This is a genomic window from Allobosea sp. (genome assembly GCF_048595345.1).
Classification (GTDB): domain Bacteria; phylum Pseudomonadota; class Alphaproteobacteria; order Rhizobiales; family Beijerinckiaceae; genus Allobosea.
Genome location: NZ_JBMDWH010000054.1, coordinates 1 through 17,118, shown reverse-complemented (window position 1 = coordinate 17,118; position 17,118 = coordinate 1). Strand labels below are relative to the sequence as shown.

At 68.5% G+C, this 17,118-nt stretch carries 13 protein-coding genes and 1 pseudogene; 5 read left to right on the top strand and 9 right to left on the bottom strand.

Features of this window, described 5'->3' with window-relative positions:
- The first annotated feature begins 69 nt into the window (after positions 1 to 69).
- Positions 70 to 1,167, top strand: coding sequence for a redox-regulated ATPase YchF (ychF, locus tag ACOJTB_RS05935; RefSeq protein WP_420101595.1), 1,098 nt, complete (start codon positions 70 to 72; stop codon positions 1,165 to 1,167).
- Between the two features lie 31 nt (positions 1,168 to 1,198).
- Complete coding sequence (locus ACOJTB_RS05930) at positions 1,199 to 2,218, top strand: MaoC family dehydratase (RefSeq protein WP_420101594.1); 1,020 nt, start codon at positions 1,199 to 1,201, stop codon at positions 2,216 to 2,218.
- Between the two features lie 6 nt (positions 2,219 to 2,224).
- Here ACOJTB_RS05930 and ACOJTB_RS05925 read toward each other — a convergent pair whose 3' ends face one another.
- Together ACOJTB_RS05925 and motA are read right to left on the bottom strand one after the other, a co-directional pair.
- On the bottom strand, positions 2,225 to 3,097 hold the full coding sequence (locus ACOJTB_RS05925; protein WP_420101593.1) for a flagellar motor protein MotB: 873 nt from the start codon (positions 3,095 to 3,097) through the stop codon (positions 2,225 to 2,227).
- 25 nt (positions 3,098 to 3,122) lie between these two features.
- Positions 3,123 to 3,980, bottom strand: a complete 858-nt coding sequence (gene motA / locus ACOJTB_RS05920) for a flagellar motor stator protein MotA (protein ID WP_420101592.1) — start codon at positions 3,978 to 3,980, stop codon at positions 3,123 to 3,125.
- Positions 3,981 to 4,308: 328 nt separating this feature from the next.
- On the opposite strand from motA, the gene ACOJTB_RS05915 reads away from it, so the two are divergent.
- From ACOJTB_RS05915 to ACOJTB_RS05905, 3 genes are read left to right on the top strand one after another with little or no spacing between them, the layout of a single operon-like run.
- Positions 4,309 to 4,737, top strand: coding sequence for a DcrB-related protein (locus ACOJTB_RS05915; RefSeq protein ID WP_420101591.1), 429 nt, complete (start codon positions 4,309 to 4,311; stop codon positions 4,735 to 4,737).
- A 3-nt stretch (positions 4,738 to 4,740) separates the two neighbouring features.
- Entirely contained in the window at positions 4,741 to 9,027 is a 4,287-nt protein-coding gene (locus ACOJTB_RS05910; RefSeq protein WP_420101590.1) for an RHS repeat-associated core domain-containing protein, read from the top strand.
- Entirely contained in the window at positions 9,024 to 9,536 is a 513-nt protein-coding gene (locus ACOJTB_RS05905) for a hypothetical protein (RefSeq protein WP_420101589.1), read from the top strand. Before ACOJTB_RS05910 ends, ACOJTB_RS05905 begins: the two co-directional genes overlap by 4 nt.
- A gap of 16 nt (positions 9,537 to 9,552) precedes the next feature.
- Here ACOJTB_RS05905 and ACOJTB_RS05900 read toward each other — a convergent pair whose 3' ends face one another.
- The 7 genes and pseudogenes from ACOJTB_RS05900 to ACOJTB_RS05870 all read right to left on the bottom strand — a co-directional run.
- Positions 9,553 to 11,352, bottom strand: a complete 1,800-nt coding sequence (locus ACOJTB_RS05900) for a methyl-accepting chemotaxis protein (RefSeq protein ID WP_420101615.1) — start codon at positions 11,350 to 11,352, stop codon at positions 9,553 to 9,555.
- 206 nt (positions 11,353 to 11,558) lie between these two features.
- Positions 11,559 to 13,031, bottom strand: coding sequence for a protein adenylyltransferase SelO (locus ACOJTB_RS05895; protein ID WP_420101588.1), 1,473 nt, complete (start codon positions 13,029 to 13,031; stop codon positions 11,559 to 11,561).
- A gap of 78 nt (positions 13,032 to 13,109) precedes the next feature.
- Positions 13,110 to 14,414, bottom strand: coding sequence for a sensor domain-containing diguanylate cyclase (locus ACOJTB_RS05890; protein ID WP_420101587.1), 1,305 nt, complete (start codon positions 14,412 to 14,414; stop codon positions 13,110 to 13,112).
- A gap of 53 nt (positions 14,415 to 14,467) precedes the next feature.
- Entirely contained in the window at positions 14,468 to 15,112 is a 645-nt protein-coding gene (locus ACOJTB_RS05885) for a class II aldolase/adducin family protein (protein WP_420101586.1), read from the bottom strand.
- On the bottom strand, positions 15,109 to 16,218 hold the full coding sequence (gene mtnA, locus ACOJTB_RS05880; protein WP_420101585.1) for an S-methyl-5-thioribose-1-phosphate isomerase: 1,110 nt from the start codon (positions 16,216 to 16,218) through the stop codon (positions 15,109 to 15,111). The genes ACOJTB_RS05885 and mtnA overlap by 4 nt, the downstream gene beginning before the upstream one ends.
- Positions 16,219 to 16,224: 6 nt before the next feature.
- Positions 16,225 to 16,752: an adenine phosphoribosyltransferase gene (locus ACOJTB_RS05875; RefSeq protein WP_420101584.1), complete on the bottom strand. Its 528-nt coding sequence runs from the start codon at positions 16,750 to 16,752 to the stop codon at positions 16,225 to 16,227.
- Between the two features lie 83 nt (positions 16,753 to 16,835).
- Positions 16,836 to 17,118 (bottom strand): annotated as a pseudogene (locus ACOJTB_RS05870) (S-methyl-5'-thioadenosine phosphorylase); the annotation flags it as partial.

Genomic DNA, 17,118 nt, shown 5'->3' with positions numbered 1-17,118 from the left:
GACCGCAATAAGTCACCGAATTCTCAATTGTCGCGACAGCCGCGTGGGCGTCGCATCAGGTAGGCGATCATGGGCTTCAAATGCGGTATCGTCGGCCTGCCGAATGTCGGCAAGTCGACCCTCTTCAACGCGCTGACGCAGACGGCGGCCGCCCAGGCGGCGAATTATCCGTTCTGCACCATCGAGCCGAACGTCGGCGATGTGGCGGTGCCCGATGAGCGGCTGGAGAAGCTCGCCGCCATCGCCGGCTCCAAGGAGATCATCCCGACGCGGCTGACCTTCGTCGACATCGCCGGGCTCGTCCGGGGCGCCTCCCGCGGCGAAGGCCTCGGCAATCAGTTTCTCGCCAATATCCGCGAATGCGACGCCATCGCCCATGTCGTGCGCTGCTTCGAGGATGGCGACATCACCCATGTCGAGGGCAAGGTCTCGCCGATCGACGATATCGAGACGATCGAGACCGAGCTCATGCTGTCGGATCTGGAAAGCCTCGAAAAGCGCGTCCTGCCGCTGGAGAAAAAGGCCAAGTCCGGCGACAAGGAGGCCAAGGAGGCGGTCGAGCTGATGAATCGCTGCCTCGTGCTGCTGCGCGACGGCAAGCCGGCCCGCATGGCGGAGGTTCCGGCCGACCAGAAGCGCGCCTTCGAGCTGCTCGGCCTGCTGTCCTCCAAGCCCGTCCTCTATGTCTGCAATGTCGAGGAGGAGAGCGCCGACAAGGGCAACGCCTTCTCCGAGCTGGTGAAGAGGCGCGCCGTCGAGGAAGGCGCGGTCGCTGTCGTCGTTTCGGCCAAGATCGAGAGCGAGATCGCGGTGATGGCCGAGGCCGATCAGAAGGACTTCCTCGAAGCCGTGGGGCTGGAGGAGCCGGGGCTCAACCGCGTCATCCGCGCCGGCTACAAGCTGCTCGATCTCGTGACCTACTTCACCGTGGGCCCGAAGGAGGCTCGCGCCTGGACCATCGAAAAGGGCACCAAGGGCCCGGCCGCGGCCGGCGTCATCCACACCGATTTCGAGAAGGGCTATATCCGCGCCGAGACCATCGCCTTCGACGACTACGTCGCCAACAAGGGCGAGGCTGGCGCGCGAGAAGCCGGCAAGTTCAGGCTGGAAGGCAAGGAATATGTCGTCGCCGATGGCGACGTGCTCCATTTCCGCTTCGCCAACTAAGCATCGGCGAAGCACGCGGGCGAGGCCGGTCATGCTGCAATTCGAGGATTTCGTCGCAGGGCAGAGCGAGCGCACGCGGGCCCTGACCGTCTCCCAGGACGAACTGGTGGCCTTCGCCGCGCGCTACGATGCCCAGGATTTCCACATCGACCCGGCGGCGGCACAGGCGAGCTTCGTCGGCCGGCTGATCGGCTCCGGCTGGCACAGCTGCGCCCTGACGATGCGGCTGATCGCCGAGGATTTCCTGCTGGACTCCACCGGCATGGGCGCCCCTGGCATCGACGAGGTGAAATGGCTGCGCCCGCTGCTGCCCGGCGACAGCCTCAGCGTCCGCCGGACGGTGCTGGAAACGAAGGCCTCCCGCTCCCGCCCCCAGATGGGGCTGGTGCGCTTTCGTCTCGAACTGCTGAACGGGCGCGACGAGCCCGTGATGGAACAGACCAATTGGGTCATGTTCGGACGGAAAGGCTCCGGCGTCGAGCGCCAGCCGCCCGGCGACTGGCTGGCTCATTCGCCGCTTTATGAGTCCCCTGCCCGGCAGAGCCCGCTGGAAGCACCGGCCGAGCCACCGGAGCCCACGCGCTTCTTCGAGGATCTGGAGATCGGCCGCAGCCATGAGCTCGGCAGCTTCGTGTTTTCGGCCGAGGAGATCGTCGCCTTCGCCCGCAGCTTCGACCCGCAGCCCTTCCACCTGGACGAGGGCGCCGCGGCCAACTCCCTGTTCGGGCGCCTCGCGGCCTCGGGGTGGCATACGGCGGCGGTCTGGATGGCGGCCATGGTCTCGCACCGCAAGCGCCAGCTCGCCGCCACCACCGGCCGGCCCGCGCGCCTCGGCCCCTCTCCCGGCTTTCGCAATCTGATCTGGACCAGGCCTGTCTACGCCGGGGACCGCATCACCTACCGCTCCGAGGTCACCGACAAGCGCCTGAGCGCGTCGCGGCCCGAATGGGGCCTGTTCTTCCACCGCAACACCGGCACCAATCAGAACGGCGAAGAGGTCTTCCGCTTCGAGGGCTGCGTGTTCGTGGAGCGCAAGCCCGCCTCGGCGTGACGCGCCTTACTTCAGGAGATGCGGCGGCAGCGCCGGCTCGACATTGTGAAGCGTGATCGTCACGCGGCGGTTGGGCGACAGATAGGGATTGTCGGGAAAGGCCGGCTCGGTATCGGCCCGGCCCACCACCGACGAGAACCGGTCGTTCGGAAAGCCGGCGCCGGAGAGGATTTCGCGGACCGCCAGCGCGCGGCCGGCCGTGAGGTTCCAGGGATCCGCGGGAGGCACCGAGCCCGGCCGCGCGGCCGAGGTGTGGCCCGTGATCGACAGCTTGTTGGGCAGCGCGCGAAGGGTCGGCGCCAGCCCCTCGAGAACCGTCCGGGTCCGGTCATAGGGTTTCACCGAGCCTTCCGGAAACATTGAGCGGCCGGATTCGTCGACGAGCGAGATCGTGACGCCCTCCTTGGTCTGCTCGACCAGAATATTACGTGAGAGTTCCGCGACTTCCGGCATTTTCTGGAGCGCCTGGCGGATGCTCGCCACGGCGCTGTGGTTCTGCTGTTCGACCTCGGGCGAGCGCGAGACGTCGCGCTCGCTGGTGCGCCCGTTCTCGTTGCGGCGGGCGCCGCCCTCCTGGCCGGGGCTGCGCAGCGGCGCATCGCGCTTGGCCGAGGATTTGTTGCCGGACTGGTCGACCGCGGTGCCGGACAGGATGCCGCCCGCGCCGCTCGTGCTGGCGCTGAGCGCGGCCGGCGCGAAATACTCGGCAAGGCCGTCCTTCTGCTCCTGCGTCGTCATGCTGATCAGCCACATCAGCAGGAAGAACGCCATCATGGCCGTCACGAAGTCGGCATAAGCGATCTTCCAGGCACCGCCATGGTGCCCGTGACCGCCCTTCTTGATCTTCTTGATGATGATCGGCTGGACGGGGTTGCTCATCGTCTCTCTGCTGCGCTCGCGCCCGTCAGACGGGCAGGTTGGCGGTGGCTTCCTCGACCTCGCGGAAGGTCGGCCGCACTTCGCTCATGAGAGCCTTCCGGGCGAACTCCACCGCCATCACCGGCGGCTGGCCGCCGATATGGGCCAGCAGCCCCGCCTTGAGCGACAGATAGTATTTCGCCTCGGCCTCGAAGGTGCTCTTCAGCGAGGCCGCCATAGGCGCGAAGAAGCCATAGGCGACGAACACGCCGAAGAAGGTGCCCACGAGCGCGCCGCCGATCAGATGCCCGAGCACCTCCGGCGGTTCCTTGATCGCGCCCATGGTCTTGATGACGCCGAGCACCGCCGCGACGATGCCCAGCGCGGGCGTGCCGTCCGCGATCGACTGCATGGCCGTGACGATCCGCTCCTGCTCCTGGTGGTGCGTCTCGAGTTCCTCGTCCATCAGCGCGTCGATCTCGTGGACGTTGTTGGCGCCCATCGTCAGCATGCGCATGTAGTCGCACACGAACTCCACCGCGTGATGGTTGGCGGCGAAGGTCGGGAAGGCGTTGAAGATCGTCGAGTCGTGCGGGTTCTCGATATGCTGCTCGACGGCGAGCAGCCCCTTCTGCTTCACGAACTTGTAGAGCGCGAACTGCATGCCGAGCAGCTCGACATAGGCGTTGCGCTTGTATTTCGGGCCCTTGAAGATCGTGCCCAGCATCGAGGGCACGGCCTTCAGCACCGGCCCCGGGTTGCCGATGATGAAGGCGCCGATCGCCGCGCCCAGAATGATGACGAACTCGAAGGGCTGCCAGAGCACCTCGAGATGGCCGCCCATCGCCGCATAACTGCCGAAGACGCAGGCGAAGATGATGATGGCGCCGACGATCAGCCGCATGGTTTCCCACCTTTGCGCCGCCACGGGGACAACCCGCGCGAACCCGCTCCTCCTTCGACCAAATGAACGATCGAGGTTAAGAGGGGGTTTAGGGGGTGGCGCGCGCGTCGATTCGACGCTGCCGGGCTCGCGTTTTGCGCTTCGAGCCGTCGCCGCCGAGCCTCTTGCGGCGGGTGACTCCGACCCGCCCAGCCTGTACCGGGCCGCGAATACCCGTCTGGCACGAGGCGTCCCGATGCAGTAATAAGACCGCGCCGCGTCGGCATGGCCCATATGTGATGCAGCGCAGCAGGGATTAGATGCCGCGAGCGCGGCCGGGATGATGTCGATGCAGGTTCAGACCAAGTCGTTTCAAATCGATTTGCCCGATGCCTGGATCGACAGGACAGTCTATGTCTGGTCGGCGCCCCCTGCCGGCGGCGCGATCCCTCCGAACTTCGTCGTCTCGCAAGATCGCATGGCCCAGGGCGAAGAGTTCGTCGGCTATGTGAACCGGCAGGTGGAGAGTCTGCGCCAGACTCTGGAGGGCTGGACGCTGCTGGAGCAGCGCCCCTTGCGTGCCTTCGGGACCGAGACCTACGAGATCCTCTTCACCTGGAAGACGCCGCAGGCGCTGATGAAGCAGCGGCAGATCTTCGTGCTGCACCAGGGCGACGGCATCATGAGCCTCGGCTGCACCGCCACGGCCGGCGCGTTCCAGACCGCCGATGCCCAGTACTTCCAGGCGATCCTCGCCAATTTCCGTCTGGCGGGCTGAGCGATGGCGGATGGAAAGCCGGCAGCGCGGATCGGGGACGAGATTTCCCATACCAGCGCGCTGACGGGCTTTCTGGCGGGCGCGGCGGTGGGACTGGCGGTCGGCGCCGTCATCGTCGCCGCCACGGTCGCGACCGGCGGCGCGGCGTTGGCGGTGGTGGCCGCCGCCGGCGCAGCCGCAGCCTCGACCGGCGGCATGGCGATGGTCGGCGGCGCGTTTGGCGCGACCTTCAGCGCCCCCAGCGGCGCCATCGCCCCGGTCTGCTCGCTGAACGTGCTGATCAACCAGCGCCCGGCGGCGCGCGCGGTGCTGGATTTCGCGCTCTGCTCGAACCACGCGCCGGGCCCGCCGAAATCCATCGCCACGGGCGCGATGTGGGTGATGATCAACAGCCAGCCGGCGGCGCGAATCGACGAGATGACCGTCTGCGGCGCCAAGATCTCCTCCGGCTCCCAGAACGTGCTGATCGGCGGCCCCTCGGGCCAGATGCTGCCCATCGCCTCCGAAATTCCCGAATGGATGATGACGGCGGCCAAGGTGCTCGTCATCGGCGGAACCATCGTCGCCATCGGCGCGGGCGCGGCGGCAGCCTTCATGGCGGGCGGAACCTGCGCGCTCATCACCTTCGCCGGCACCACCGCCGGCGAGATGCTCCTCGGGGCGGCCGGCTCGGAGGTCGGCGGGGCCATCGGCGAATATCTCGGCGGCGAGCGCGGCCGCATCATCGGCGAGACCCTCGGCGGAATTGCGGGCGGCTTCGCCGGCGGCAAGCTCGGCGGCCGCATGGCGCGCGGCCACCCGGTCGATGTCGCCACCGGCGAACTCTTCACCAGCGCCGAGGATTTCACGCTGCCTGGGCCGGTGCCGCTGGTCTTCCGCCGGGTCTGGATGTCGAGTTCGAGCGAGACCGGCCGGACCGGCGGCCTCGGCTGGAAATGGCACCACCCGCTGGCGGTCCGGCTCGTGCGCAAGGACGGGCAGTTTATGGCGCGGCTGGAGGATGGGCGCATCGCCCTGTTCCGGACGCCGGAACCGGGCAAGCCGAGCCTCAACATTCCCGAGAGTCTTCTGTTCGAGACGGTCGAGGGGCAGTACCGCCTGCGCGATTTCGGCGGCCGCTGCTGGCTCTTCCAGCCCGCGGCCGCACAGCCCGATCTGTGGCTGCTCGGCGCGATCACCGACCAGAACGGCAACCGCATCGCGCTGGGCCATGACGAGGCGGACCGCCTGACGGAGATCGTGGACAGCGGCGGGCGCCGTCTGGTGGTCGACAACGACGACGCTGGCCGCATCGTCGCGATCCGCATCGCCACCGGTGCCAAGGGTCAGGCCGCGTGGCTGCCGCTGGTGCGCTATGCCTATACGCCCGAGGGCGATCTCGCCGAGGCGCTGGATGCGACGGACCAAGGCTGGTCCTATGCCTATGCCGACCATCTCCTGACCAGCGAACGCAAGCCCGCCGGGATGAGCTTTCTCTTCCGCTGGAGCGCCGGCACGGCGGATGCGGGTCCGCGATGCATCGAGACCTGGGGCCGCTCGGCCAGCGGAGCGCACGACCGGCTGCACTATGCGCGTTTAGTCCGCCAACCGCTGCGGCGCGAGACGCGCGTCTACGACGCGGCGGAGCAGGAAACGCTCTATTGCGACGATGGTCTCGGGCGCGTGCGCTACATGCGAGGGCCGGACGGCGTCGAGACCTGGTATGCGCGGGACGTGGCCGGCCATCTGCTGGAGACGCGCAACAGTCTCGGCCAGACGGCCCGCAACGCCTATGACCGCCTGGGCCGGCTGGCGCGGCGCAACAATTTCGCGGGCGTGGCCGAAACCCTGTCCTATGTCTCGGACGACCTGAATTCTCCGCTGGTGGGCCTGGTCGGCGTCGTCCAGCATGCCGAGAGGGGCACGCACCGGCTGGATTACGACAACCGCGGCAATGTCACGGTAATGGTCGATCCGACCGGCCGGCGGGTCCATATGCTGCGCGACGCACGCGGCTTCCCGCTGGCCAGCCAGGACGGGCTTGGCGTCATCTGGCGCTGGCAATGGGGCCCCAATGGCGACCTGCAGGCCGAGGGGCCGGGCGCCCCGCGCCGCTTCTACGCCTATGACACGCTCGGGCGGGTCGTCGAGCTTCGCAACGCGACGGGCGGCACGATGCGGCTGGGCTACGATGCAGCGGGCCGGCTCGTCGAGCAGAACCTCGGCGACGGGCGTGCCGTGCGCATGGCGCGCGATGCCGAGGGCCGCATGATCCGCCATGTCGACCCCCAGGGCGGGACGACCGTGTTCGACTATGACGGCCTGCGCTATCCGGTGCGCGAGACCCGGCCGGACGGAACGGTGCTCACCTTCGGCTATGATTTCGAGCAGCGGCCGAAGACGATCGTCAACGCCCGCGGCGAGCGCCACCAATGGGTCTACGACGCCATGGGCGCGCTGATCCGGGAGACCGGCTTCGACGGGCGCGAGACCCGCTTCGAGAGCGATCGCTTCGGCTTCCTCGCGAGCACCGTCGAAGGCGGCGAGCGCACGCGGTACAAGCGCGACGAGCGCGGCCGGATCGTCGAGAAGCACTTCGAGGACGGCAGCACCCACCACTTCGAATGGGCGCCCTGCGGCGAGATCGCCCGCGCTGCAACCCCGGACGCGACGGTCGAGCGCCGCTACGACGAGGCCGGCCGCCTGGTTGCCGAGCGACAGGGCGATCACGAGATCGCCTATGAATTCGACGAGCGCGGTCGGCGCCTGCGTACCGTCCTGCCCGATGGCCGCGCCGTCGCGTTCCGCTACGACGATGCCGGCGATCTGGCGGCGATCCGCTTCGGCGAGCGTGATATCTGCCAGTTCGGCCGCGACGCCGATGGCAGGATCACCGGGCGGATGCAGCGCGGCTCGGCTTTGGAGCAGGCCTTCGATCCGCAAGGGCGCATGCTGCGCCAGCGGCTCTCCACCCGCGCCGGCGACAGCCGCAGCACCCTGGTGCAGCGCGACTACAGCTATGATCCGCTCGACAACCTCGCCCAGATCAGCGACTCGCTGCGCGGCGTCACCGGCTATCGCTACGATGCCCTTCAGCGCCTGACGGCGGCCGAGGGCTGGTCGCCCGAGCGCTTTACCTATGACGCGGCCGATAATCTCGTGGATGTGGCGCAGGCCGCCGCTCCGGCCCGGCCGGAGGCGCTGCCGCAGGCCTTCGGCAACCGCGTCTCGGTGATGGGCGACCGGCACATCACCTATGATCAGCGTGGCAATGTCGTGCAGATGGTCGCCGGTGCCGGCGGCCACACGCGCAGCGAATTCAGCTATGGCGGCAACCACATGCTGACGTCGATGGTCAGGCGCGACCGCCATGGCCTGACCGAGGCGCGCTATGGCTACGACGCCTTCAACCGCCGGGTCTTCAAGCGCGTCGAGACGACGCCCGGCGCCGACAACGACGCCGCCCCAAGCGTCAGCGCCACGAGCACCTTCTGGCTCTGGGACGGCGACCTGCCGCTCGCGGAGTGGCAGGAAGGCGAGCCACCCTTCTCGTCCATCTACCTGTTCGAGCCGACGACCTTCAGGCCGGTGGCGCTGCTGCGCGGCGAGGAGGGCATGGCCTATCACTATGTCAACGATGCGCTGGGCACGCCGCAGGAACTCGTCGACGAGACCGGGCGCATCGCCTGGTCGGCCCGCTACCGAGTGTTCGGCGCCGCGGCGATCACCCAGGGACAGGATCTCGCCCAGCCGCTGCGCTTCCCCGGGCAGTATTTCGATGCCGAAAGCGGGCTGCACTACAATCGCAACCGCTATTACGATCCGCAGATCGGCCGCTACACGCAGCCCGATCCCAGCTTCCTGCTCGGCGGTCTCAACCTCTTCGGCTATCCCGCCAATCCCACGCGGCTGATCGACCCACTCGGCCTCGTTCCGCTCGATCAGGGCGGGTACTCGGTCTACCACATCATCAACAAGCGCACCGGCGAAGTCGCCTATGTCGGCATCACCAACAATCCCGATGTGCGCCAGGGCCAGCATATGGATAGCGGCCGCCTCGGGCGCGGCTATCGCATGGAAGTGCAGGAGCGCAATCTGAGCTACGCCCAGGCGCGCGGTTACGAGCAGGCCGACATCCAGCGCTTCGGCACGCGCGACACCAGCCGCATCGGCGAGCCGATGCGGGCGGGCGAGCCGAACCGCGTCTGGTCCTATGACCCGGCCCGCGTCAATAACCCCAACGATGCGCGCGCGCAGGCCTTCGACGAGCATTACCGCGAGCGCATGGCCCAGCACGGAGGATGCGGATGAGCAAGGTTTCGCAATTCAAGCGAGGGCAGTTCTTCGCGGCTCCCCTGCTCGGCGGCGGCTATGGCTATGGCTATTTCACCTCGGTGGATGTGCCGCTGATGAAGCTCGTCAACGCCTATGACCGTCTCGGCCAGACCCCGGACATCCCGGACGACATCGAGACCGCGCCGCTGATCGTCGAAAGCCTGCCGATCGGCGGCTCCGAATTCACGCTGAGCCCCAAGCGGGCCGCCGAAGATGGCGAGCGCTGGATCCTGTCGGATCGGATCCTCGCCGACCCGCCCCTGCCGCAGAAGCGCTTCTTCATTCAGGGGCGCAACACCCGGCCGGTGGTCATCGACGTGCTGGGAGAGCAGGCCGACCGGCCAGCCACCCCGGCGGAACTGAACGAACTGCCGACCTACGGCTCCGATTTTCCACCGACCACGACCAACACCATCGAGGTCGCTCTGCGCCGCATCGACATCGACCCGGACGATTTCTACCCCGAGGACTTTCCGCGCCAGTAGGCGGGCGGGCGGCCTGTCAGCCTGCGCCCGCGCGCCAGTTCAGCAATTCGCGGCTGATGCCCGCGGTCTGGCTGTCGAGGGCCAGCATCGCCTCCTCGACCTGCCGGGACGCCTGATCGAGCGCGGTGACGCTGTCCTGCGTCATCACGGCTTCGAGCCGCAGCCGCTGAAGCGAGGCCAGGATCGCCCGGCCCTCGTCGAAGACCGTGTGCATATCGCCCTCGATATCGGACGAGACGCCGACATCGCGCCGCAGATCGGCCGCCAGCTGCTCGGAAGCCTCGCCATCGGCCGCCAGGCTCGCCGAGAGCCGGCCGATCTGCGTGGTGACGTCACCGATCGCCGAGCGGATTTTGAGGCTGCGCGTCTCGATATCGGCAGTGGCGGCGGCGGTGCGTCCCGCCAGGATCTTCACCTCATTGGCAACGACGGCGAAGCCGCGCCCCGCTTCGCCCGCCTTGGCGGCCTCGATCGTGGCGTTCAGCGCCAGGAGGTTGATCTGGCCCGCCACCTGTCGGATCAGGGCGACGACCTCGTCGATGCTGGCGGCGTCCTCGCTGAGCTTCAGCGCACGCTCCTCCATGGCGCAGGCGGAGAAAGCCGCCTGCTCGCTGCGCTGTGCGATCAGATCCAGATGGGTGTGGACGCCATGGATCACCTCCGCGATCGCATGCGAGCGTCCAAGAACGGATGAGCCCGCCAGTTCGAGCGCGCTCGCATGGTTCTCCGCGTCCTTGAGAAGGGCGACGCTCTTGCCCGACAGGTTCTCGACGGCTTGGGTCGCGCCGTGGATCGCGGTCGAGGAGGCGGCGACATGCGCGCGCAGGCGCCGCAGATCGGTCTCGAGCGCGGTGTTGAGCTGCTCCAGCCGCGCGGCCCGTTCCAGCCGCGTCGCGGCGGCCTTCTCGGCCTCCAGTTGGAGACCCTGCGCCTCCCGCTGGCTGTCCTGCAGGCTCGACAGCGCCTTCGCGACGATGCCGATTTCGTCCTTGCGCCCACGATGGGGCACGGCCACACCGATCTCGCCAGCGGCGATACGGCCGATGACCCGGCTGAGATCGGACAGAGGCCTGACGACCCGCAGGGCCAGCAGGAGAACCAGCCCCAGCAGCAGGGTCGCGATCGCAGCGCCGATCATCCCGACCCGGTGCGTGATCACCTTGGCTTCCGAGATCGATGTGGCGATCGGCTGGACGACCTCGATCATCCCGCGCACGTCACCGACCTTCCAGGCTTTGAAAGGCGAGTCGGGATGGGAGTTGTGGCAGTCGACGCAGCCTTTCGCCATGCGATCGGCGACGGCCACGCGCAGCACCGCCTGCTGACCCTCGCCCTCCACCCGCCAGAAGGGCGTGCCCACACCTTTCGACACGGTATCCCAAGCGTCCTGCTGGAAACTGTCGAAGGGCTTGCGTCCCTGGCGGGCCGGCCATGGCAGAGGACTGAGCAGCGAAAGCGTCGTCTGGCTGCCGGATGCATAGCGTGCGAAATCGGCCAGAAACGTCGTCGGTGCGGGGATGGCGCGGTCGATGCCGGCGTGATGGGCCGAAGCGGACACCCCCGGCACGCCGGTGACCTTGGAGACCACATTGTCGGAATAGAAGCCGCGCAGCTTCAGCAACTGCTCGGCAGTGGCGACCGCACGCTCCCGGGCCGCCCGGATTTCCGTGGAGAGGATGAAGCCCGGCAGATAGACGAGCACCGCGAGGGTGGCGATCAGGCTGGTGACGGCGATGGGAAGCAGGATCGACCAGAGCAGGGAACGTCGCCTCGCCATGGCGAAGCCCAGCTGCGGCAGAGACGGTGCATCGGGCATGGTGTTCAAGGAAACCGTTATCTGCGTCGACGTGTTGAACCTCACCCTAATGCCCCGGCCTTAACCGAAAGTAAGAACGTCCGGCGAAAAGGCTCAGGCGCTACGTCATCCTTTGGTTTTGTCTGGATTGACCTGAGTCAAGACACTGGTGGCTGGCCGATGCCGTTGCGGCGGGCGAGCGTCCCGCCGGGCCGGGTCGGCGCCCGTCAGGTGCCGCAGAAGGTGGCGGCGACACGCTCATGCGGCTGCGGCGCCAGCGCGTAATCGGCATGCTCGGGCTGCTCGTCGAACGGCTTCGCCAGAACCGCCATCAAGGTCTCGAAGGGTGCGAAATCCCCGTGCTCGACCGCCGCCTCCAGCGCGGCCTCGACGCGGTGGTTGCGCGGGATGAAGCGCGGATTGGCGAGCCGCATCGCGGCGGCCCGCTGCTGCGGCGTCGCGACCTCGCGGCCCAGACGCTGCCGCCAGCGTTCCGCCCACGCCTCGAAGACCTCGGGCGCGCCGAACAGGGCCTGCGTCGTTCCCTGCCCGCGTGGGTCGGCATCCTCGGCCAGACTGCGAAAGGTCGCGGTGAAATCGGCCTGCGCCCGTTGCATCGCCTCCAGCAGATCGCGAACCAGCGCGAAATCCCCCTCCTCCTCCCGAGCCAGGCCGAGCTTGCGGCGAAAACCCGTCAGCAGCGCCGACTGGAACGCGGGCCAGAAGCCGCCCAGCGCCTCCTGCGCCATCGCGATGGCCGCGTCCTCCTCCGCCGAGAGCAGCGGCAGCAGCGCCTCGGCCAGCCGCGTCAGGTTCCACAGCGCCATCGGAGGCTGGTTGCCATAGGCATAGCGCCCGCGCTCGTCGATCGAACTGAACACCGTCGCGGGGTCGTAAGCGTCCATGAAGGCGCAGGGCCCGTAATCGATCGTCTCGCCTGCGATCGACATGTTGTCGGTGTTCATCACCCCATGAATGAAGCCGAGGGTCATCCACTGCGCGACGAGCCGCGCCTGGGCCGCGATCACCGCCTCGAGCAGCCCGAGCGCCGGCACGGCATGGCCGGCCGCCTGCGGATAATGCCGCGCCACGACATGGTCGGTGAGGGCCGCGAGCGCTTCGGCATCCCCCCGCGCCGCGAAGAACTGGAAGGTGCCGATCCGGATATGGCTCGAGGCGACGCGGGTCAGCACGGCGCCGGGCAAGGCCCTCTGGCGGCGGACGGGCTGGCCTGTGGTCACCGCGGCGAGCGCGCGGGTGGTGGGCACGCCGAGCACCGCCATCGCCTCGCTGACGATGTATTCGCGCAGCACCGGGCCGAGCGCAGCCCGCCCGTCGCCATTGCGCGAAAACGGCGTCGGGCCCGAGCCCTTGAGCTGAATGTCGTAGCGGCGCCCGTCCCGGCCCAGGACCTCGCCCAGCAGGATCGCCCGCCCGTCGCCGAGCTGGGGGCTGAAGCCTCCGAACTGGTGCCCGGCATAAGCGGTCGCGATGGGAAACGCGCCCTCCGGCACGGCATTGCCGGCCATCATCGCCACACCCTGCGGCCCTGCGAGCCATTGCGGGTCGAGCCCGAGCGACGCCGCCAGCGTCTCGTTCAGCCGCACCAGTTGCGGCGCCCTCACGGGAGTGGGATCCAGCCGGGCAAAGAAGCGCTCCGGCAGGCGCGCATAGGAATTGTCGAAAGCGACGGTGGCCATGCCCGAAACATAAGGGCGTCGGCGCCGGCCGCAACATCGGCCCATGAAGCGGGTCCGCTGCCGACGATGGCGACCGAGTCAGCCGGCCCGCAGGAGCAGCTGGGATGCCTCCACGCAGGCCACCTGGTCCCGGCCGCGATGCTTGGCCCGGTACAGCGCCGCATCGACGCAGGCATAGAAGGCCGGTCCATCGACCGGGCCCCGCACATGGCCGTGGCCGATCGAGACGGTGAGCCCTTCGAGGCCGGGGGCGAGCTCGTGCCACGGGGCGTTGCGCAGGATCAGCCGGGCGGCTTCGGCGAGCGCGCCGGTGGCCTCCCCGCCGATATTGGGCAGGAGGATGCCGAATTCCTCGCCGCCGAGCCTCGCCACGAGGCGGCCGGCCGGTGCCGGCATCTCCTCGATCAGCCTCGCCACCTTCTGCAGGCAGGCATCGCCCACGACATGGCCGAAGGCGTCGTTGATCGCCTTGAAGTGATCGACATCCATGATCAGCAGGGAAAGCGGCTGCCCCTTACCGGCCTCCGCCTCCAGTTCCGCCATGAAGCGGCGCCGGTTGGCGAGCCCCGTCAGACTGTCGGTCTGCGCGAGTTGGGCAAGTTCCGCATTGGCCTGCCGCAACGCCTGCTGCATCTCCATCAGCGCCATTTCCTGGCGCTTGGCGGCGGTGATGTCGGCATGGATGAAGCAGCCCAGGCCCTCGGCACTGCGCCGCGCGATCACGCGCCGCCAGCGCTGGCCGGGCAGCTCGATCTCGCAGGGCGCCCCGTCATAGCGCAGCAGGTTGCGCACGATGGCGCGCAGCGCGGCCGCGGTCGAAACGTCGCGCCAGCAGGCGGCGATGACCTCGTCGAGCGGCAATCCCACGATCGGCCGCTCCTCGCCGATATCGTAGAGCTGCCGGAAAGCCGCATTGGCTGCGATGATGCGGTCCTCGGCGTCGAGAATCGTCGCACCGTCGGGGATGAACCGCAGCGCTTCCAGCATGGGCTGGGCGTCCTCGGCGACGAGGCCGGCTTCGGGCGCAGGATCGAGCGCCTGCCACATCCGCACCCGGCCGCCATTGGGCGCCCGCAGGGAGGAAGCCCGTAGCCGCCGCCCGCGATGGCTGAACTCGAAAGGCCGGGTCTGGTTGCGATGACGCGCGATGCCCTCGCTGATGAAACGCTCGATGAAGGGCAGTTCCTCCGGCGTCAGCTGGACGGCGTAGAACCGCCGCAGATTCTCGGAATAGGGCTCGCCGCAATGGATATGCCCGTCATGCTCGGGAAAGAGCTGGAGAAAGCTTCGGTTCCAGCTCAAGGCGCACAGATCGGCGTCATACTCGCAGGCGCCGATGCCGAGCATGTCGAGACAGTCGTGCAGATAGCGCGAGACGAGCATAGGACCAGCGTTAGGCGACAATGCTTAACGCGAGGTAAGATCGATCGCTCGCATCAGCCGAGCTTGCCGTATCCCGCGAAGCGCTCCGTCACCCGTTGCATCTCCGCCTCGTCCAGGATCGCCGGCTCCAGCCCGGCGGCGAGCAGATCGAGATATTGCCCGGCGAGATTCTCGACTTCGCTGACGATCTGGTGGGCACCGGCGAGCGTGCCGCCGAGCGCGATGACGCCGTGATTGGCGAGCAGAACCGCCTTGCGCCCCTCCAGCGCCGCCACAGCGTTGCGCGCCAGCTCCGGCGTGCCGAAGGTGGCGTAATCGGCGCAGCGAACATCCGCTCCGCCGCAGAGCGCGATCATGTAATGGAAGGCGGGAATGCCGCGCCGCGCGCAGGAGAGAGCCGTCGCCCGCGGCGAATGGGTGTGGACGATGGCCTGCGCCTCCGGGCGCGCCTGATAGATGGCGGTGTGAAACGGCCACTCCGAGGAGGGTTTGCGCTCGCCGGCCAGCACGGTGCCGTCGAGCGCGAGATGGATGATGTCCTCAGGCTGCGTCCGCGCGTAAGGGAGGCCCGAGGGCGTGATCAGCAGCCCGTCGCCGAAGCGAGCGGAGACATTGCCGGATTTGGAGGGGCAGAAGCCCGCCGCATCGATCGCCTGCGCGACGGCCACGATCTCGCGCCGCAGCGCCGCCTCGCTCATGCCGCCGCTCCTTTGGCGAATTCGGGAAACAGGCCGGCGAGCCCGTCCGCACTCGCCGCGCAGACGCCGCGCTCGGTGATCAGCCCGGTCACGAGCCGCGCGGGCGTGACGTCGAATCCCGGATTGGCGACAGGGCTCCCGGGCGCCACCACGCGCAGCGAGCCCGGCTCGCCGGCCTCGGTGAGCCCCTGCACATGCGTAACCTCGCGCGCCGCCCGCTCCTCGATCGGAATCTCGCGCACACCGTCCGCCATGCTCCAGTCGATGGTGGGCGACGGCAGCGCGACATAGAACGGCACGCCGTTGTCACGCGCCGCAAGCGCCTTCAGATAGGTGCCGATCTTGTTGGCGACGTCGCCGCTGGCCGTGGTCCGATCCGTGCCGACGATCACCATGTCGACCTGGCCGTGCTGCATCAGGTGGCCGCCGGCATTGTCCACGATCACCGCATGCGGCACGCCATGGGCGCCGAGCTCATAGGCCGTCAGCGCTCCGCCCTGGTTGCGCGGGCGCGTCTCGTCGACCCAGACATGCAGCGGAATGCCGGCGTCGTGTGCGAGATAGATCGGCGCCAGCGCCGTGCCCCAGTCCACGGTCGCGATCCAGCCGGCATTGCAATGGGTCAGGATGCGCACCGGCTCGCCGGCAGGCTTGGTCGCCGCGATGGCCCGGATGAGCGGCAGGCCGTGTTCGCCGATCGCCCGGCACAGCGCGGCATCCTCGTCGCAGATCGCTGCCGCCTCGCGATACGCCGCCTCCGCCCGCGCCGCCGGCTCCAGCGGCGCGAGCACGCGGCGCATCCGGGCGAGCGCCCAGCGGAGATTGACGGCGGTGGGGCGCGTTGCGCCGAGCATGGCGAGCGCAGCCTCGAGCGCGGCGTCGCCGGCATCCTCCCGCATCGCCAGCGCCACGCCATAGGCTGCCGTTGCCCCGATAAGCGGCGCGCCGCGCACGACCATCGCCCTGATCGCTTCGGCAGCGCGCTCGGCCGAGCCCAGCGTCACCGTCTCAAAGCGGAAGGGCAGCCGGGTCTGGTCGATCACGACGACGCGCCAGCCATCGAGCGCCAGCCAGATCGTGCGGTAATGCTGGCCGTTGATCTTCATGCCCGGTCAATGCCCCGCGAAGGAAACCAGCGTGCGCACCGGCACGCCCAGCCTGCGGATCTTGTCCGCCCCGCCGAGATCGGGAAGATCGACGATGAAGCAGGCCGCGACCACTTCTGCCCCCAATCCGCTCAGCAGCTTCACCGCGCCTTCGGCGGTGCCGCCGGTGGCGACCAGATCATCGACGAGCAGCACGCGCTCGCCCGGCTGCACGGCATCGCGATGGATCTCGATTTCGTCGGTGCCGTATTCCAGCGCATAGGTCACGCGCAGCGTCTCGCGCGGCAGCTTGCCCTTCTTGCGAACGGGCACGAAACCGGCCGAAAGCTGATGCGCCACCGCCCCGCCCAAGATGAACCCGCGCGCCTCGACCCCCGCGATCTTGGCGATCTTCAGCCCCGCGAAGGGCTGCACCAGCTCGTCCACGGCACGGCGAAAAGCCCGCGCATCGCCCAGCAGCGTGGTGATGTCGCGGAACACGATTCCGGGCTTGGGATAGTCCGGGATGGCGCGGATCGTATCGGCGAGGTTCATCAGCTCGGTGTCCAGGGCCGCATCCCGCGGGGATGCACGACCCTTGGTCCGACGCGGGAAGCCCTTCGTCAAGGGCCGCTCCCTCACGCCGGCGTCAGCACCCGGCCCGCCACGGCATCGAGCCTGGCGAGCAGGGCCGGATCGCGGAAAGCCGGCGCCGTGATGATCGCATTGTCCAGCGCCTTGTGGGAGCCGGCAGGGCAGTCCTCACGCTCCGCCGGAAAATCGGCCGCCAGCCTCGCGACCAGCCGCCGCGCCTTGTCGGCGTTCTCGTGCAGCACCTGGACCACGGCCGCGACATCGACCGCGCCGTGCAGCTCGTGCCAGCAATCATAGTCGGTGACCATGGCGACGGTGGCGTAGGTG